The sequence below is a fragment of the Aeromonas sp. 2MA4 genome (genome assembly GCF_029237305.1).
GTDB lineage: Bacteria > Pseudomonadota > Gammaproteobacteria > Enterobacterales > Aeromonadaceae > Aeromonas > Aeromonas salmonicida.
The window spans coordinates 38,091-54,283 of sequence record NZ_JAACFY010000011.1; the positions used below are offsets into that span (position 1 = coordinate 38,091).

Here is a 16,193-nt window from a genome sequence, read left to right on the forward strand (position 1 = left end):
CGAGCCACAGAGACAGCACCAGTTGGAGTCGACATCGGGCAGGAGAGCCATTGCATCAGTGTCATACCATGCCCCCGTTGATGGAGATAACCTGCCGGGTCACGTAGGCAGCGATATCCGACATCAGGTAGGAGACCAGCCCCGCCACCTCGTCGGCCTGCCCCATCCGCTTGAGCGGGATCAGCTTCATTGCCTCCTCTTTCACCTCGGCATCGACCATACCGGTATCGATGAGGCCAGGTGCCACGCAGTTTACCGTGATCTTGCGCTTGGCCAGCTCCAGCGCCAGCGCCTTGGTGGCCCCCATGATGCCGGCTTTGGCGGCACTGTAGTTGACCTGGCCACGGTTGCCCATCAGGCCGGAAACCGAGGAGATGGTCACTATGCGGCCGCCCCGGCGCAGGCCAATCATCGGCATGACGCAGGGCTTGAGCAGGTTGTAGAAACCATCCAGATTGGTGTGCAACACCCCGTCCCAATCCTCGTCCGTGAGGGCGGGGAAGGCGGCGTCACGTATGATGCCGGCGTTGCAGACCACGCCGTAATAGGCGCCATGCTCGGCCATGTCGGCTTCCAGCAGCTCGCGGCAGCCCTGACGATCGGCGATGTCGAACTGGATCAGGCGCCCCTGTCCACCTGCGGCTTGCAGGCTCGCCAGGGTGGCCTCGGCACCTGCGCGGTCGCCGTGATAGTGCACGACGACGAAAAAACCGTCGGCAGCCAGCTTGAGGGCGATGGCGCGGCCTATCCCCTTGCTGGCGCCCGTGACCAATACGGTAGAGATCATGAAGCTTCCTTACGCTAACAAATCGGATGATTCACCGGGTGCGGGCTGATAGGTCGAGAGGCGCGCAGTAGCACACTCCTTCCCATCTTGCAGGATCCGGCATTCGAAACTGGCCATGCCGCCGTCTTGCAACAGGCAGCTGGCCTCTATGGTGAGCAGGGCCCCCGCCGCAAAGCGGGCGGGCTGGCAGCGATATTTGCGGGTGCCGAGCAGCATGCCGATGCGCACCGGCTCGCCGCGCAACCGCCCCTGCATGCCGGCCCAGGCGGCTATGGTCTGGGCCATCAGCTCTATGCCTGCCCAGGCGGGCAAATTGCCCTCGCCATCGAGCAACAAGGCGTGTCGGGGGCCGACCCGGGTCTCGCAGCGCACCTGGCTCGCATCCACGGTGCAGATGTGGTCAAGCAGCAGCATGGGGGCCTGATGGGGCAACAGGGCCTCGATGGCGGGCAGCGGTATGCGCTCATTCATGAGGGTGATCTCCCGAACAGCAGGCTGACGTTGTTGCCACCGAAGGCAAAGGAGTTGGAGAGGACCCGGGGTGCCGCCAGCCGAGTGGCGCCACTCACCAGCCGGATGGGTGCCAGCGCTGGGTCCGTCGTCGTCACCCGCTGGGTAGGTAGCGGCAGGGCCCGCTCCAGCAGCAGGCAGGCGAGCGCAGCTTCAATGGCACCGGCAGCGCCCAGGGTATGGCCGGTGAGCGGCTTGGTGGAGCTGCAGGGCACCTTGTCCCCGAACAGGCGATGCACGGCCTGGCTCTCCATGGCGTCATTGAGGCGGGTGGCCGTGCCGTGCAGGTTGATGTAACCCACCTGGTCAGGCGCTATACCGGCCTGAGCCAGCGCCATCTGCATGGCCACCTCGGCCCCCACGCCGTCCGGATGAGGGGCCGAGATATGCCAGGCATCGGACGACTCGCCCCCCCCCAGCAAGGCCAGCGACGCGGGTTGTTTGCTCAGCAAAAACAGCGCGGCCCCCTCGCCTATGTTGATGCCCTGTCGACCGTTGTCGAATGGCTGGCAGAGGGTGCCACTCAAGGACTCCAGGCTGTCAAAACCGTTGATAGTCAAGCCACACAGGCTGTCGGCGCCACCGACGATCACCGCATCCACCAGTCCGGCCGCCAGCATCCGCTGACCGCTGATGAAGGCGCGGGCGCTGGAAGAGCAGGCGGTGGAGAGGGTGTAGGCAGGCCCAAAGATGTCGAGATAACGGGCCAGAAATTCGGACGGGGAGCCCAGCTCCTGCTGGCGATAGTCAAAGGCCGGGGGAATTGCCTCCCCCCGCTGGGCGGCGGCGACCGCCAGCTCGGCCTCGCCGATCCCGGCTGTGCTGGTGCCGAGCACCAGGCCTACCCGCGCAGGGCCAAACTCCGCCAACGCCTTGTCCAGGGCCGGGCGGATCTGCGCCAGCGCCGCCAGCAGCAGGCGATTGTTGCGCGAGGCATAAGGGGCCAACGCCGCCGGTATCTCGGGCAGAGCGCCCTCGACCCGCCCCACAGGGGTCAGGCGACCATCCAGCAAGGTCTGGTTGTGGCGGGTGAGCGGCGTGCTCCTCTCTGCCTGCCAGGCCAGCAGGGCCTCGGCGCTGGCATCCCTGCCCTCCCCCAATGCCGAAATGAGGCCGTAAGCCGCGATATAACAACTCATTGGGACAGGGTCTCCAGCTGCAAACGGTAGTGAAACACATGCTGTTGCAGGCTGACCGGCTCCCGTACGCCGCCCTTGTCCTGGTACCCGATCTCGGTGACCAGGGCGCCATCGGGAGAGCGCAGCCGGCGCGTCAGCCCCTGGTCCCGCAGCGTCCAGCCCGGCGGCAGCTGCGACTGCCAGCTGGCCAGCGGCCAGTAGCAGAGCATGACGTCCGCCAGCACCTGGGTCACGGGCGGCATGCCGGTGGCGAGCAGCGGGCTCAGCTGCTGAGTCGCTATGCCCTGCTGGTCGTAACGCACCCGAAACAGCCGGATCCCGGTCGGGGTCAGGCCGACCAGGGTCAACTGGCGGCCATCGGCCTCCAGCACAGTCATCAGCTGATGGGCACCCTCACCCACTGTGGCCGTCAGCAACTGCTGGCGATAGAAGGGGGTGGCAAGCACAGGGGCCGGCAGCGCCATGACGGTCCCCTTGTCGAGATAGGCGGTGGGGGCAGGCTGGCTGCTGCAGCCCCCCAGCAAAAAGATGAGTAATACAAACAGTGATCTTATTGTCATGTTGGCTCCCGGCTATCCTGCCCTGGCAACTTGGGCTCCCGCACCGCGCCATCCGGTTGCACGCGGTCCAGCACCAGAGGCGACAACAGGAAGGCAGTAAAGATACCGCCGCTCAACACCAGACCAAAGCCCGCTATGGCGGGGGTGTGACTCAGCGCCAGCAAGCCGAACGCCAGCTGGGTGGTGAGGTTCGCCAGCAGGATGGCGAGCAGGGTGGAACTCTGCCGCGCCAGCTGGTTGCCACAGTGGGCAAAGAAGAGACCGTAGTCGATGCCGATGCCGAAGATGAGGCTAAGCGCCAGCACACCAAACAGGGTGAGCGGCTGGCCGCAGGCGGCGAGCAGCGCCAGCCCCATGGCGAGCGCAATCAGGTTGACCAGCAGCACCCGGGACGCCCTGGCTGCCCCCATCCGCCGCCAGAGCAGCAGGGCCACCAGGCCGATGGCCAGCAGCAGCAGTTCGGCCAGCTTGATCCGGTAGTGGGCAAACAACTGGCTCCACTCGCTGCGCTGATCCTGCCAGTAGATACCCTGCTCGGCAGCTGCCAGCGCCGTCAGAGCAACCTCGTCCTGCACCCCGACCAGCGGTACCCAGATGGCGACGCGGCCATCCTCCAGCGAGTGCCACAACAGACGGCTCCCCTCGCTGACCGGGCTGGCCAGCCAGGCTGCCGGGGTCAACCAGTCAGGCTGACGGGCGGGCCCTTGCCCCCCTGCTGGTATTGGCACCCCGGCCTCTTGCAATCGGGTCACCACCCGGGGCAACAGGGCCCGAATGGCGGCCGCATCCTGCTGCTGGCGCGCCAGCGAGGGCAGCCAGCGACTGAGGGAGACAAAGTCCCGCAATGCGCCGCTATTTTTAAGCTCGGTCAGCTGATCATCCAGTCGCTCCAGCCGTTGCAGCGCCTGCTCGGCATCCGTACCCGTCACCAGAAAACCCTGCATGCCCCCCTGCTGACCGGTCAGGGCCTTGATCTGGTTCTCCTGCGCCTGCAGTTCCACCGGCAAGGGTTGCAGCCGGCGTATGTCGTCATCCACCTGCAGTTGGCTGATGCCAAGGGTCGCCAGCAGCAGGCAGAGCAGCGGCAGGCCGATGCGCACCAGGCGACGCTGCTGCCAGGCTCTGAGCCAGGCCATCAGCAGTGGCTGACTGCGCAAGGGTCGGGTCGGCAGGGGGCCCGACCAGCGCGGGAACAGGCAGAGCACAGTGATGAAGGCGCTGAACAGGCCCGCCAGTGCGCACACCGCCAGCTGTTGCAGCCCGGGGAAGGGGGCAAACCAGAGCAGGCCATAGCCGATCAGGGTGGTCAACACCGCCAGCGAGAGGCTCGGCAGCAGCCGTAGTCGGGTCTGATGCGGCGTCTCGTCGCCGCCGTGCAGCCGTCGCTCGCACAGGAAATGGATGGCGTAGTCGATGGCGATGCCGATGAGGCTGCTGCTGATCACCAGGGTGAAGAGATGGATCTCGCCAAACAGGATGAGCACAGTGCCCAACCCCCACATCAGTCCCACGCAGATGGGCAGCTGGGAGAGCAGCAGCGCCCGGGTCGAGCGAAATACGCCCCAGATAAGCAGAATGACTCCGATCATCGAGCCAAGCCCTATGGTGGAAATGTCCTGCTGGGCCAGGTTGCTGGCGTGCTGGCTGTAGAAAAGGGTGCCCCGGCGCAGCAGCTCGGCACCGGGATAGGCTTCGGCCAGCCGGAGCTCGGCGTTGTCGAGCACCCTCAGCAACCCCTTATTGCGCTGGATATCGAAGGCGGAGAGATCCAGCTCGGCCCGCACCATGAACCAGTCGCGACCCGCCTTGTCCCGGCTGACCAGCCAGCCCTCCTTGAGTTGCATGGGGCCGCGGGCCTCTGCCAGCACTCCGGCCCGGGTCAGCAACAGCGGATCACTCTGCCACTCGGTGCGGGAAACGCCGCCAAAGGGCGAGTAGATTTGGCCAAGCACCCACTGGCTCCAGCCCTCGGCGCCAGCCGCCAGCCGGGCCCGGCCCGCTTCATCCAGCCGCTGCCAGGCGAGACGGTGCAGATAGCCCTGCCAGGCGGGGGCCAGTTCGGGCTGATAGCCCTTGATATGGGAGAAGGCCGCTATCTGGTCGAGCTCTTTTACCCACAGCTCGGCCGCCGCCTGCCCGTTCTGTCCGGCAGGCAGGCTCAGCATCCAGACCAGCTGGCGATCGAGCTGTTGCAGCAAGCCCTGCTGCAACGCTGGATCCAGATCGCTGCGGGATTCGTGGGGCAGCAGATCCATCAGGCTGGTGTTGATGCGGCTGTGAGGCAGCTGCCAGACCAGCACGGCCACCAGCAGCAGGCAGACGCCGATCCAGATAGTGCCAAGCCGGCGCCAGATGGTTTCAGATTGCAGCAAGGTCGATTCTCCCTGCCAAACCAAGGGCAGTGGCAAGGTACAATGCGGGGCTAGTGGGCAGCAAAGCGGGCCTGCTCCTCAGGGGTCAGTGGCAGGGTTCGCTCCTGCCAGGCGCTGAAACGGATGCGGGTGCTGTCACCCTGCTTGTCGGCAATGACCAGCTCATCCAGCTGCCCTTGCCCGCTCAGGGTGAGACTGGCGAACACCTTGTCCAGCGGCGTCAGGGTCGGCACCAGCAGCAGCTGCCAGCCCGCCTCCGTGCTCTGAAAATCGATCTTGAAGTAGCGGCTCAGGGTCACCTCGTCCGAGCCGAACAGCGCCAGCAGCATCTGGCTGAATTCAAGCAACTGGGGACTGTCGATGACGGTGGCGGGCTGACCCGCCATCTGCTGCACCATGCGTTGCGGCGTCAGGGTCAGAGTCAGGGCAAAAGGCTTCTGCTGCTGCCACCAGAGACCCAGGTCGCGCACCAGCAGCAGCTCGCCGGAGGCCTTGAGCGGCTGGCTCAGCCCCGCCACCTGCTTCTCCTGCTCGAAATGGGCCTGTCTGACCGGACTCAGGGTCAGCAACTGCTGCACCTGGTCACGGCTTAGTGGAGCCGCCTGCAGCGGCAACGCCAGCAGCAGGGTCAGCCCGACCATCACGCGGTTCAGAAGAGGCTTCACTGGCTCACCCCCAGCTTGTCCAGCAGCACCTGGGGCGAGGCCAGGCACATCTCGCCGCTCTCCTTGCTCACCGCCACCTGGATGCTGTAGCCCTTGCTGGTGCGGGTGCCGCTCGCGGCATCGCTCAGCAGGTAGTCGATCTTCAACCGGTTCTGGTACTCGGTCAGGGTGGCGCGCACCCGCACCCTCTGTCCGAAGCGCAGCGGTGCCAGGTACTTCATCCGGGTATCTATGATGGGCCAGAGGTAGCCGGAGGCCTCCATCTGCGGGTAGTTGTAATCGATAAGGTCGAGCAGGGCGCAGCGGGCCAGCTCTACGTAGCGAAAGTAGTGACCGTGCCAGGCGACCGCCATCATGTCCACGTCGTGAAACGGTATGGTCACTTCCACTTCGGCGCTGATCTGCCAGGGTTCATTCTGCATGGGTTGTCTCATAGGGAGTGCCCCTGCCAGACCAATGCAGCCATCATGTCCACATCGTGAAACGGTATGGTCACTTCCACTTCAGTGCTGATCTGCCAGGGTTCAGGCGCAATCCGGGTACGGCTCATAACGAAGATTCCTGATAGAGGGGGTAGTGACGCAGGCGAATGCGGGCGATCAGCGCCCTGAGCTCCTGCTCCAGCGCCCTGTCTTCCAGCAGAGGCGCAAACTCGGCCCGCACCTGCTGCACCATATGGGCCAAGGCCGGGCTGAGCGGGCGGGTGAAGGGCGTGGGCTGGGCCAAGCGCAGCTCGACCCCCTGCACCGCCGCCAGCAGGCAGGCGGCCCCAACCTGCTCGGTCAGGGTCAACACCCGCAGGGCATCGCGCGCCGCTATGGTGCCCATGCTCACCTTGTCCTGGTTGTGGCACTCGGTGGAGCGGGAGAAGACGCTGGCGGGCATGGTCTGCTTGAGCGCCTCCGCGGTCCAGGCCGAGACGCCGATCTGCACCGCCTTGAAACCGTGGTTGATCATCTGCCGCCCGGCCGGCGCCCCCGAGAGGTTGCTCGGCAGGCCGCCGTTGAACTTGGTGTCCACCAGCTGGGCCAGCTGGCGATCCAGCAAGTCCGCCAGATTGGCGATGGCCGTCTTCATGCTGTCCATGGCCATGGCGATGTGGCCGCCGTAGAAGTGGCCACCGTGCATCACGTGCTCCCCCTCCCCGTCGATCAGCGGGTTATCGTTGGCGCTGTTGAGCTCGTTTTCGATGAGCTGGCGCCACCAGGGCAGGCTGTCGGCCACCACACCTATGACGTGGGGGGCACAGCGCAATGAGTATCTGTCCTGCAGCCGGTCGCTGTGGCGCGGCAGCTCGCCGGCCACCAGATCCGACCTCAGCCAGGCCGCTATCCCCCGCATGCCGGGGTGGGGCTTGGCGGCAAACAACCGCTCGTCGAAGTGGAAGGCGTTGCCCCCCATGGCGACGCTCACCAGCGCCGTGATCCGGGTAGCCAGTTGCATCAGGTAGTCGGCGCGGGCGTAGGCGAGACAGGCCAGCGCCGTCATTACCGAGGTACCGTTCATCAGCGCCAGTCCCTCCTTGGGTCTCAGGGTCAGGGGGATGATCCCCAGCTCCCGATAGACCTCGGCGGCGGGACGCAGCGCGCCATCGTGATGGAGCTCGCGCTCCCCCACCAGCACGGCGGCGACATAGGATAGCGGCGTCAGATCGCCGCTGGCACCGACGGAGCCCTCTTGTGGAATGCGCGGTATGAGATCCAGCTCCAGCAACCAGCAGAGCCTCTCGAGCAAACCCGGGCTGACGCCGGAGACTCCCTGCGCCAAGGAGCAGAGCCGGGTCGCCAGCACGGCGCGACCGGCATCCAGGTCAAGATCCTCCCCCAGCCCGCAGCCGTGGAAGCGGGTAAGGTGCAGCGGCAGCTCGGGCACCAGCTCGGCGGGCACGGGTCGGGTCACCGAATCCCCGTAGCCTGTGGTCACCCCGTAGATGACCCCCTCCTCGGCCAGCAGTCGGTCGAGAAAATCGGCGCCCCGCTGGATGCGGGCCATAAAGGCGGGATCCCGGTTCAATGCCGGGCGGGCACGACGCTCTGCCAGCGCCACCACATCTTCGATGGTCAACGGCTCGGCACCGAAGGTGACGCACTTCATCTCACTCTTGTTCATCAGTCAGCTGCCAGAAATCAAAAAAGTTGAACCAGTCCAGCGGGGCGCGCAGGCAGTGATGCTGCAGGCGATCGGCATAGGCCTGCACCCGGGACGCGAGTATCTGTTGTCGTCCCTGGCGCGGCAGACTGAGGCTGTCGGCAAAGGGCTCGAAATGCACCCGAAAGCGCCCCTGCTCCTTGAGGCCGAACATCAGGTAAACCGGACAACCCAGCACACTGGCCAGGGCAAAGGGACCGAGGGGAAAGGGGGCCGGCGCACCGAGGAAATCGGCCCAGACCACCCGCTTCTCCCGGGTCACAGAGGTGCGATCGCCGACGATCACCACCCATTCCCCCTGATCCAGCTTCTCTTTGAGCAGGATGGCGGTATCGGCCCCCATCTCCTGCACCTGAATGAGGTTGAGCCGTGAATCTGGGTTGATCTGCTTGAGCAGGGCGTTGAAACGGGCAGCGTGACGGGTGAAGACCAGCGCATTGATGCGCACCTCCCCCTTGCGACTGCCAAGGGCCCGGCACAGCTCGAGGTCACCGAGGTGAGAGCCCAGCAGCAGCAAGCCCTTGCCGCTGTTGATGGCCGCCTCGTAGTGATCCCTCCCCACCAGCTCGACCTGATCCTCGGCTATGTCCCCGCGCCAGCCGGCCAGCTTGTCGAGCGCAGACTCACCAAAGCGCAGGAAGTGGCGAAAGCTCGATCTAGGCTCAGGGGGGAGCCGTATGCCCTGAGTCCGGGAAAAGGCCTCAAGCCGGGCCAGATAGGCTTGGGATGCCTGACGCTGGGCGCGACCGGTCAGCCAGAAGTAGCCGATGACGGGGTAGAGCAGCAGGGAGAAGCCCCGCCGCCCGAGCAGGCGATAGCTGGCCAGCATGATCTGCATGCCAAACAATGAGCCGCGCTCCGGGGTGCGCGACCAGTGGGTCCGGCGCTCGCGCCACAGCCGGGTCGCCCATGACCAGAGGCGGCGAGGCCCGCTCGCCAGGCGCAACAGCAGATCCAACAACAGGCGGCACACCAGCCGGGTGTGCATCCAGGATATGTCGCGGTTGTCGCGCCAGAGCTGGAAATGGGAGCTGCCATCGGCGGGATAGATGACCCGGGTCGGCACGAAACGCACTGCCACCCCGGCCCAGTGCAGGCGCACCATCACCTCGGTGTCAAAATCCATCCGCCTGCCGAGTGCCACCTGTTCGAGCAGCGCGCAGCTGGCCGCCAGCGGATAGACCCGAAAGCCGCACATGCTGTCTTTGATGGCAAACGACAGCGTCTCGATCCAGACCCAGACATGGGTGATATAGCGGCCATAGAGGCGCCCTCTGGGCACGGAATCGTCGTAGACAGGGCGCCCCGAGATAAGCGCATCGGGATCCCGGTGCGCCTCGGCCAGCAGGGCCGGAATGTCTGCCAGATCTTGCTGGCCATCGGCATCCACCTGCAGGGCGTGGCTGAAACCGAGGCCATGGGCGTGGCGCAGCCCCGTCATCACGGCGCCGCCCTTGCCCTGGTTGTGCGAATGGCGCAGCAGGGTGACCCAGGGGTGGCGGGCGGCCAGCCCATCCAGCACGGCGGCGGCGACGGGTTCGCTGCCATCGTCGATCAGCAGGCAGGGCAGCTCATATTCGGCCAGCCGATCCAGCACGGCGGCCAGGGGGCCGGCATGGTTGTAACAGGGGATCAGGATGCAGGGTGTCATGGGATGAAGCGCACCCGTCCGCTGCTCGCCAGCGCATCCCCCAGCGCGTAGCTGAAAACGAGCTGATCCTTTTGTGGCTGCCACTGCAGGCTCAGGCTGCACTCGGCCCCCGGCCGCAGCGGGCGCTGGAACTTGAGCTGATCCAGCCCGTGAAACGGCAACTCCAGGTTGAGTCGGCTGGTGGCATAGTGCATGACCCAGTGGATCTGGGTGACCCCTGGCAGCAGGGGCGCCCCGGGAAAGTGGCCCGCAAACCAGGGCAGCTCCGGATCGAGCCGCAGGTGCAGGCGCACGCCATCGGCCAGCGTCTCGCAGTCCAGCACTGTCGGCAGCGAGTTCATCGGCAGCGTGTCAGCAGAGAGGCTCATCGAACAGCTCCTTGAGTTGTGGCCAGGGGCGTTTTCCCTGGGCGTTGACGGGCATGCTCTCGACCCGGCGCAGGCTGCGCGGCAGGGCGACCGGTTCGAGCCAGGGGCGCAGTTGCTGGCGCAGGGCCAGCAGGAAGCGACCCTGACCCAGCTCGGTCCAGCGGGCAGCCCCCACCTCGCTCAGCACCAGCACGGCGCCGAGGATCTGACGCTGGCCCTGATGCAGAGGCAGCACGGCGGCCAAATCCACCTCCGGCAGGGCTTGCAGGCGCGCCTCCACCTCGTCGAGGGAGATGCGCTTTTCCTCCAGCTTGATCACCCTGTCCTGGCGTCCCAGCAGCTCGAATCCGGCCCCCGTCATCAGGATGCGATCGGCGCAGGCCAGCCAGCCGTCCTCTGCCAGGAAGGGGGAGCACAGCAGCAAGCCCTGATCCGAGCCGACCCGCACCTCGACCCCGGGCAGCGTCGTCCAGGGGGTCTGCGCCTGATTGCGCTGGCGCCAGCCGATGCCGCCGGTCTCGCTACTGCCGAAAATTTCCACCGGCAGCTGGCCGAGCAGGGCCCGAGCCTGATGTGCATCCCCGGGTTGCAGGGGACCGCCGGAGGAGACGATAAGGCGGCAGCCAGCGGCGGGAATGGCCGGATCGAGCCGGCTGAGAAAAGCGGGGGAAGCGATCAGCACCCAGGGGGCGGTTTGCACCGCCAGCTGCTCCGGATAGTCGATGCTGCGGCGATCGAACGGACGACCGAGGGCCAGAGGCAGCAGGATGCGAAACAGCAGGCCGTAGATGTGCTGGTGACTGACGCTGGCCAGCACCCGGGTGTCGGCCAGGGCCTGGCCCCAGAGCGCCATCTGCACCCGCAGCTCGGCCTCCAGCTGGGGCCAGGCTTTGGGGATCGCCTTGGGCTCGCCGGTGGAGCCCGAGCTGAACAGGGTCAGGTCGAGACGTTCGGGTGTCAGGTCGGCGCGCTCGGCATCCCGCTCTTCATGGCAATCGGCCAGCGGCAGCCGCAGCTGGGGCACATCAAGCCCATCGACTGGCAACTCGCCATCAGTGAGCAGGCCGTCAAACTGATCCCGCAGCGCCAGCAGCCCGGCCACCCGTTGATGGCCCGGCAAGATGGCTTGATGACCGCCGAGGGCGCAGGCGAGCAACGCTTGCGCAAACAGCAGGCTGTCATCGAAACAGAGCGCCCAGCGCGCGCGCGACGACCCGGGGCGAGCATGGCGTGCCATGGCCCGGGCCAGTTGCTGGCTGCCAAGGCGCAGCTCGGCCAGGGTCACCTCGCCGCCTTGACCGAACGCCACCAGCTGGTCGTCGTCCCGCTGCCAGAGCGTTTGCAGCAGGGTCATGGGGCCAGCCTCTTCATCAGTCGCCGGCGTACCAGATACTCTCCCGCCATCAAAGTGCCCATCAACCCATAGCTGATGAGGCCGTTGTAGAGGCTCCAGAGCGCCAGATCGCCGTACCAGATGGTGAAGGCCGCCAGGGCGCCATTGACCACGAAGAAGCCGCACCAGATCTGGGTCACCCGCCGGGTGTAGCCGATGGCGACATCCGGCAAACGGGGATCCTGCAAGCGGGCCAGCCGCTCCACCAGACTCATGGGGCGGGTCAGGCTCCAGCCAAACAGGCAGAGCAGCGCCAGGCTCACTGCCAGCGGGTAATAGAGCAACCAGTGGCGGGCAGAGAACAGCGCCGACAGCAGGGTCAGCCCCAGACCGATGCAGGCCAGCAGGCGACCCAGCCAGAGCCACTCAGGCAGGGGACCAAACCGGACCCGCCCCTTGAGCAGACCCGGCAGCAGCCGCAAGGAGAAGATGACCAGCAGACCCACCAGCAGCGGAGTCTGGCTGGTGTGAGTCAGCCCCCAGTACACCGCCAGCGGGTAGAGCAGGAGGGCACCACCGGCCAGCCAGGAGAGCCAGCGAGTCATGATCTGGCACGCATCCGCATCAGGCGCCGGCGAGCAGACGCTCGACCGCATCCACAACGTCATTGACGCTGCGCACCGACTTGAACTCTTCCGGCTTTATCTTCTTGCCGGTCAGCTTTTGCAGGTGCACCACCAGATCGATGGCATCTATGCTGTCGAGCTCGAGATCCTGATAGAGGCGTGCCTCGGGAGTGATGGCCTCTTCATCGACTTCGAACAGATCGACGAGGGCGGTTTTGATCTGGGCAAAGATGTCGTCACGGGTCATGGCTCAGGCCTCCCCTTTCGACTGGGCCTGCACCAGGGCGACCAGGGCGGCGACTGAGGCAAAGTGACGACGGGTATTCTCATCCTCGGCGGAGAGCACAATGCCGTAGCGGCCCTTGATGGCAAGGCCCAGCTCCAGCGCATCGATAGAGTCCAGTCCCAGGCCATCACCGAACAGCGGGGCCTGGCTGTCTATATCTTCAGGGGTCAGTCCCTCGAGGTTGAGACTGTCGATGATGAGTTGTTTGATCTCTAGGTGCAGGTCTTGCATAACTGTTCCATACGCTGTCATTGGGGCCCTGTTTGCAGGGTCCGGGTGAGAAAACGGGTCAACTGGCGCGCGGCCAGCGCACTGCTCTGTCCGGTGGCGACCACCTCGTCTGGCGCCACTTGCGGCAGGAATTCTATGATGAAGGTCGGCTTATTTTCCGGGATCTTGAACCATTTGTCCTGCTTGGTGAGAAATCGGGTGTTGCAGTGGATCCGCACCGGTTGCAGGGGCACCTGGCTGCGCACCGCCAACTGGGCAGCGCCCCGTTGCAACTTGATGGGCTCCCCCGGTGTGGTGCGGGTGCCCTCAGGGAAGATCAGCAACAGACCGCCGGCCTGGATCCGCGCCATGCACAGGGGCAGGAGGCGCTCCGCCTCTACGTTGGGAATGTAATCTGCCGCCCTGACCACGCCGCCCACGAAAGGGTTGCGCCAGAGGGATTGCTTGACGATGCAGTCACACACCGGCATCTCGGCCGCCAGCATGACGTAATCGAGCAGGCTGGGGTGATTGGCCACTACCAGGGCGCCGCGCAAGTCGACGGGCATGCCGCTCACCCGATAATCCAGCACGCCCCAGCCGCGCAGCACACCAAGAAACAGCCGAAAGCTGTGGCGTATGGTCAGCTGGGCCAGGGTACGCCGTCGCTCACCGCGCAGGCAGAGCGCCAGCAACGGAAACCAGAACAGGGTGAGCAGCAGACCGCCCACCCCGAACAGAGCGAAGCCAAGGGCCGTGCCAAGCAGGCGCCAGCACAGGTTCAGCGCCGCTGCCATGTCCACTCCTGCCGGCCATTGCAAAGGGTCAGTGCCGATTCATCCCGCAGCAGGGCCCGCCAGAAGGCCAGCGACTGAGGCAAAGTCGAAGTTGCCCCGGATCCCGGACTCACGCCACTCGCAGCTTGGCAGCACCACTGCTCACCGGCCTGCAATATCAGCCCCAGTGCATGGGGTGGCGCCTCGTCTGGCAGCCAGGGGTGATGAAAATCCGGCACAGGCCCCTCGAACGCCACCAACAGCACCTGTTGAGCACCGGCGTGCAAGGCCGCAACCGCCTCGGTAAACCCCGCCATCAATCCGCCCTCCCCCGCCGCCAGCGACGTCATGGGAATGGCGGCCTGGCCCTGGATGGAACAGAGGCCGGCGGCCGTATTGTGGACTGACATGGAAAAATCCGTGGGTGAGAGCGCCTGTCTGGCCGCCAGCGCCTGCAACAGGGTCACGGAACGAGCCAGCTCGCCGTGTCGACTGACGAAGATGGCATAATCGACGGGATGGCGGGCCAGCAGGCTCAAGCCGACCTGCACCGCCAAGCGGGAGCCCAGGCTCAGGCGACGCGCCATCATCATGGGCAACAGAGGAGTGGCAGGAAATGGTGCCGCCGCAGGCCATTGACCCCACTGCGCCCACTCCTGCCAGTCGCGTTCGTCGACCAGACCCGGTGACAGTGCCTGACTAGCTTGCAGCGAAAAAGAGAGCATATTTCAGGCAACCTGTCCTTAACATTTGGCGTGAGCGCGAAGACGGTAAAAAGCACTCACCCGCTGGGCAGTGCCTGCTCCATGGAAATTAACAATTGGAGTCATCACATTAATGCTGCGCGAATAATACCATTATTCGTCAAAAATAATAGCTGGCGCAGATTATCTATTGGCATAGTGATTGAAAATAAATGATTTGTGGTGTCTCATTGCCATGCCCTCAATATTTAATATCGTCGCAAGGAATATTATGAAAGTTATTAACAAGGTATCCCTGTTGCTGGCCTGCGCCCTGCTGGCCGCCTGCTCTACCAGCCAGCCCATTCGCAATATGGCCGCCAACCCGGTTGCCTTTACTCTGACTGAAGATCAGGTAGCCAGTGCCATTATCACGGCGGGGATCAGTAAAAGCTGGGTAATGAAAAAAGAGAAGCCAGGACTTATTCGCGGCCAAGTCAATGTGCGCCAACATCAGGCTGTGATCGATATTCCATATAGCGCTCACGACTATTCCATTAATTATGTGAGCAGCGTCAATCTGGATGATAAAGGCAAGGGCAACATTCATCGCAGTTATAACCGCTGGGTACTGGGCCTGAATCAGGCCATCCAGACCGAACTCGCCCGCGCAAACAGCCGCTGATCCGGCAGGAGCCATCCAGTGAACCACTATCAGGCAGACCCCTATAACGCGCTGGAGGCCATCAGTGCGGCCCAGAAGATCGCCTTCGGGCCCATGTTGTTCCAGGCCAGCTGGTGTCTGCGTGAAACCGGGGTGCTCGCCTTTCTCGAGACCCGTGGCCAGCAGGGTGCGCCGCTGGCACAGATAGCCAGTGCGTGCGAGCTGAGCGAATATGCCGTCAGCGTTCTGCTGGACATGGGGCTCAGCGGCGGACTCTGCTACCTGGCCGGCGAGCACTATGTGCTGGGCCGGGTCGGCAAATATCTGCAGCACGATGCCATGAGCCGGGTCAATTTCGACTTCACCCAGCACGTCTGCTATCAGCCCCTCGCCCACCTGTTCGATGCCATCCGTCAGGGCACACCGGCCGGCTTGCAGGAATTCGGCCCCTGGCAGACCCTCTACCCGCACTTGAGCGAGCTGCCGGAGCCTGCCCGCAGCAGCTGGTTTGCGTTTGATCACTTCTACTCCGACTGGGCGTTCCAGCAGGCCCAGGACAAGGTGTTCAGCTATGAACCAAGCCACCTTTACGATCTCGGCGGCAACACCGGCAAGTGGGCCATCGCTTGTGCCAAGCGGGATCCCGCCCTGCGCGTCACCATTCTGGACTTGCCCGAGCAGCTGGCACTGGCCCGCCTGAATATTGAAGAGGCGGGTCTCGGCGAGCGAGTACAGGGTCATGGGGTGGATCTGCTGCAACCGGGCCCCTTGCCCGGCGAGGCAGACATCTGGTGGATGAGCCAATTCCTCGACTGCTTCAGCCACGAACAGATAGTCGCCATCCTGAACCGGATCCGGCATTGCATGAAACCCGATGCCCGGGTCTGCATCCTGGAGCTGTTCTGGGACCGGCAGACCTTCGAAGCCGCCAGTTTCAGTCTCAACGCCACCTCCCTCTATTTCACCTGTCTGGCCAACGGCAACAGCCGCTTCTATCACTCCAAACAGATGTACCAGTGCCTGCGCGAGGCGCATTTCCACGTGGAGGAAGAGCACGAGATCCCGGGCCCGGGCCATACCCTGCTGGTTGCCCGCCCGCTGCACACGGGGCCATAATGCCCGCCGCAGATCGGATATAACGATGAAACCTGAAGGAGCACGGCATGATGCGTAACTGCATGGCACTGTTGGCACTCGGCCTGACCCTGGGCACCTTGACCAGCGGATGTGCTGACATCAAGGAGGCGGGCAGAACCGTGGGGCATACCACCCGCAACGTGACCCGCGAGATTGGCCACACCACCCGGGATGTGACCCGCGAAATTGGTCACGGTACCCGGGACACCGTCAAGAAGATAGGTGACGACCTGAACGACTGACAACAGGGGCCCAGGCCCCTGTTGTCGTTGCCGCGA

19 protein-coding genes and 1 pseudogene are annotated in these 16,193 nt (G+C 64.7%); 3 read left to right on the forward strand and 17 right to left on the reverse strand.

Translation table 11 applies throughout. The annotated features are described in order from the left end of the window. Positions 1 to 61: 61 nt before the first annotated feature. The 17 genes and pseudogenes from GWQ31_RS12540 to GWQ31_RS12615 all read right to left on the reverse strand — a co-directional run bounded on the left by GWQ31_RS12540 (position 62) and on the right by GWQ31_RS12615 (position 14,156). Positions 62 to 787 carry a 3-ketoacyl-ACP reductase FabG2 gene (locus GWQ31_RS12540; protein WP_265420886.1) on the reverse strand — a complete coding sequence of 242 codons (726 nt, stop codon included), beginning with the start codon at positions 785 to 787 and terminating at the stop codon, positions 62 to 64. Between the two features lie 9 nt (positions 788 to 796). Continuing rightward, the gene (locus GWQ31_RS12545; RefSeq protein WP_275909487.1) at positions 797 to 1,258 is read right to left on the reverse strand and encodes a hotdog family protein; all 462 of its coding nucleotides are present in this window, start codon (positions 1,256 to 1,258) and stop codon (positions 797 to 799) included. After that, on the reverse strand, positions 1,255 to 2,436 hold the full coding sequence (locus GWQ31_RS12550) for a beta-ketoacyl-[acyl-carrier-protein] synthase family protein (RefSeq protein ID WP_275909488.1): 1,182 nt from the start codon (positions 2,434 to 2,436) through the stop codon (positions 1,255 to 1,257). Before GWQ31_RS12550 ends, GWQ31_RS12545 begins: the two co-directional genes overlap by 4 nt. After that, positions 2,433 to 2,990 carry a DUF3261 domain-containing protein gene (locus GWQ31_RS12555; protein ID WP_212538980.1) on the reverse strand — a complete coding sequence of 186 codons (558 nt, stop codon included), beginning with the start codon at positions 2,988 to 2,990 and terminating at the stop codon, positions 2,433 to 2,435. Before GWQ31_RS12555 ends, GWQ31_RS12550 begins: the two co-directional genes overlap by 4 nt. 2 nt (positions 2,991 to 2,992) lie before the next feature. After that, positions 2,993 to 5,368 (reverse strand): MMPL family transporter, encoded by a 2,376-nt coding sequence (locus GWQ31_RS12560; RefSeq protein WP_275909489.1) that lies wholly within the window; start codon positions 5,366 to 5,368, stop codon positions 2,993 to 2,995. A 50-nt stretch (positions 5,369 to 5,418) separates the two neighbouring features. Next, positions 5,419 to 6,009 carry an outer membrane lipoprotein carrier protein LolA gene (locus GWQ31_RS12565; protein ID WP_275909532.1) on the reverse strand — a complete coding sequence of 197 codons (591 nt, stop codon included), beginning with the start codon at positions 6,007 to 6,009 and terminating at the stop codon, positions 5,419 to 5,421. Between the two features lie 20 nt (positions 6,010 to 6,029). Continuing rightward, on the reverse strand, positions 6,030 to 6,455 hold the full coding sequence (locus GWQ31_RS12570; RefSeq protein WP_099994176.1) for a thioesterase family protein: 426 nt from the start codon (positions 6,453 to 6,455) through the stop codon (positions 6,030 to 6,032). 17 nt (positions 6,456 to 6,472) lie between these two features. After that, positions 6,473 to 6,568: pseudogene (locus GWQ31_RS21730) on the reverse strand (acyl-CoA thioesterase); the annotation flags it as partial. An 11-nt stretch (positions 6,569 to 6,579) separates the two neighbouring features. Next, entirely contained in the window at positions 6,580 to 8,142 is a 1,563-nt protein-coding gene (locus GWQ31_RS12575; protein WP_275909490.1) for an aromatic amino acid ammonia-lyase, read from the reverse strand. Further along, on the reverse strand, positions 8,129 to 9,832 hold the full coding sequence (locus GWQ31_RS12580; protein ID WP_275909491.1) for a glycosyltransferase family 2 protein: 1,704 nt from the start codon (positions 9,830 to 9,832) through the stop codon (positions 8,129 to 8,131). The genes GWQ31_RS12575 and GWQ31_RS12580 overlap by 14 nt, the downstream gene beginning before the upstream one ends. Continuing rightward, positions 9,829 to 10,200, reverse strand: a complete 372-nt coding sequence (locus tag GWQ31_RS12585; RefSeq protein WP_275909492.1) for a hydroxymyristoyl-ACP dehydratase — start codon at positions 10,198 to 10,200, stop codon at positions 9,829 to 9,831. Before GWQ31_RS12585 ends, GWQ31_RS12580 begins: the two co-directional genes overlap by 4 nt. Then, a complete protein-coding gene (locus GWQ31_RS12590) occupies positions 10,184 to 11,554 on the reverse strand; it encodes an AMP-binding protein (protein WP_275909493.1) in 1,371 nt (456 codons plus the stop codon). Before GWQ31_RS12590 ends, GWQ31_RS12585 begins: the two co-directional genes overlap by 17 nt. Beyond that, positions 11,551 to 12,138 (reverse strand): hypothetical protein, encoded by a 588-nt coding sequence (locus GWQ31_RS12595; protein WP_275909494.1) that lies wholly within the window; start codon positions 12,136 to 12,138, stop codon positions 11,551 to 11,553. The genes GWQ31_RS12590 and GWQ31_RS12595 overlap by 4 nt, the downstream gene beginning before the upstream one ends. A 19-nt stretch (positions 12,139 to 12,157) precedes the next feature. Then, positions 12,158 to 12,406 (reverse strand): acyl carrier protein, encoded by a 249-nt coding sequence (locus tag GWQ31_RS12600; RefSeq protein ID WP_005317801.1) that lies wholly within the window; start codon positions 12,404 to 12,406, stop codon positions 12,158 to 12,160. A 3-nt stretch (positions 12,407 to 12,409) separates the two neighbouring features. Beyond that, on the reverse strand, positions 12,410 to 12,676 hold the full coding sequence (locus GWQ31_RS12605) for a phosphopantetheine-binding protein (RefSeq protein WP_005317803.1): 267 nt from the start codon (positions 12,674 to 12,676) through the stop codon (positions 12,410 to 12,412). Between the two features lie 17 nt (positions 12,677 to 12,693). Further along, complete coding sequence (locus tag GWQ31_RS12610; protein ID WP_275909495.1) at positions 12,694 to 13,452, reverse strand: lysophospholipid acyltransferase family protein; 759 nt, start codon at positions 13,450 to 13,452, stop codon at positions 12,694 to 12,696. Then, positions 13,437 to 14,156 (reverse strand): beta-ketoacyl synthase chain length factor, encoded by a 720-nt coding sequence (locus tag GWQ31_RS12615; RefSeq protein ID WP_275909496.1) that lies wholly within the window; start codon positions 14,154 to 14,156, stop codon positions 13,437 to 13,439. The genes GWQ31_RS12610 and GWQ31_RS12615 overlap by 16 nt, the downstream gene beginning before the upstream one ends. Positions 14,157 to 14,337: 181 nt before the next feature. On the opposite strand from GWQ31_RS12615, the gene GWQ31_RS12620 reads away from it, so the two are divergent. Genes GWQ31_RS12620 through GWQ31_RS12630 form a run of 3 tightly spaced genes read left to right on the forward strand, consistent with a single transcriptional unit; the run spans position 14,338 to position 16,157 of the window. Beyond that, positions 14,338 to 14,799, forward strand: a complete 462-nt coding sequence (locus tag GWQ31_RS12620; RefSeq protein WP_275909497.1) for a hypothetical protein — start codon at positions 14,338 to 14,340, stop codon at positions 14,797 to 14,799. 18 nt (positions 14,800 to 14,817) lie between these two features. Then, the gene (locus GWQ31_RS12625; protein WP_275909498.1) at positions 14,818 to 15,894 is read left to right on the forward strand and encodes a methyltransferase; all 1,077 of its coding nucleotides are present in this window, start codon (positions 14,818 to 14,820) and stop codon (positions 15,892 to 15,894) included. A gap of 47 nt (positions 15,895 to 15,941) precedes the next feature. Next, complete coding sequence (locus tag GWQ31_RS12630; protein WP_005317818.1) at positions 15,942 to 16,157, forward strand: hypothetical protein; 216 nt, start codon at positions 15,942 to 15,944, stop codon at positions 16,155 to 16,157. The last annotated feature ends 36 nt before the right edge of the window (positions 16,158 to 16,193 follow it).

Coding starts and splice junctions, on each gene's coding strand:
- GWQ31_RS12540 (WP_265420886.1), bottom strand. CDS start 787: ATGATCTCTACCGTATTGGTCACGGGCGCCAGCAAGGGGATAGGCCGC.
- GWQ31_RS12545 (WP_275909487.1), bottom strand. CDS start 1,258: ATGAATGAGCGCATACCGCTGCCCGCCATCGAGGCCCTGTTGCCCCAT.
- GWQ31_RS12550 (WP_275909488.1), bottom strand. CDS start 2,436: ATGAGTTGTTATATCGCGGCTTACGGCCTCATTTCGGCATTGGGGGAG.
- GWQ31_RS12565 (WP_275909532.1), bottom strand. CDS start 6,009: ATGGTCGGGCTGACCCTGCTGCTGGCGTTGCCGCTGCAGGCGGCTCCA.
- GWQ31_RS12570 (WP_099994176.1), bottom strand. CDS start 6,455: ATGCAGAATGAACCCTGGCAGATCAGCGCCGAAGTGGAAGTGACCATA.
- GWQ31_RS12575 (WP_275909490.1), bottom strand. CDS start 8,142: ATGAACAAGAGTGAGATGAAGTGCGTCACCTTCGGTGCCGAGCCGTTG.
- GWQ31_RS12580 (WP_275909491.1), bottom strand. CDS start 9,832: ATGACACCCTGCATCCTGATCCCCTGTTACAACCATGCCGGCCCCCTG.
- GWQ31_RS12585 (WP_275909492.1), bottom strand. CDS start 10,200: ATGAGCCTCTCTGCTGACACGCTGCCGATGAACTCGCTGCCGACAGTG.
- GWQ31_RS12590 (WP_275909493.1), bottom strand. CDS start 11,554: ATGACCCTGCTGCAAACGCTCTGGCAGCGGGACGACGACCAGCTGGTG.
- GWQ31_RS12595 (WP_275909494.1), bottom strand. CDS start 12,138: ATGACTCGCTGGCTCTCCTGGCTGGCCGGTGGTGCCCTCCTGCTCTAC.
- GWQ31_RS12600 (WP_005317801.1), bottom strand. CDS start 12,406: ATGACCCGTGACGACATCTTTGCCCAGATCAAAACCGCCCTCGTCGAT.
- GWQ31_RS12605 (WP_005317803.1), bottom strand. CDS start 12,676: ATGCAAGACCTGCACCTAGAGATCAAACAACTCATCATCGACAGTCTC.
- GWQ31_RS12610 (WP_275909495.1), bottom strand. CDS start 13,452: ATGGCAGCGGCGCTGAACCTGTGCTGGCGCCTGCTTGGCACGGCCCTT.
- GWQ31_RS12615 (WP_275909496.1), bottom strand. CDS start 14,156: ATGCTCTCTTTTTCGCTGCAAGCTAGTCAGGCACTGTCACCGGGTCTG.
- GWQ31_RS12630 (WP_005317818.1), top strand. CDS start 15,942: ATGATGCGTAACTGCATGGCACTGTTGGCACTCGGCCTGACCCTGGGC.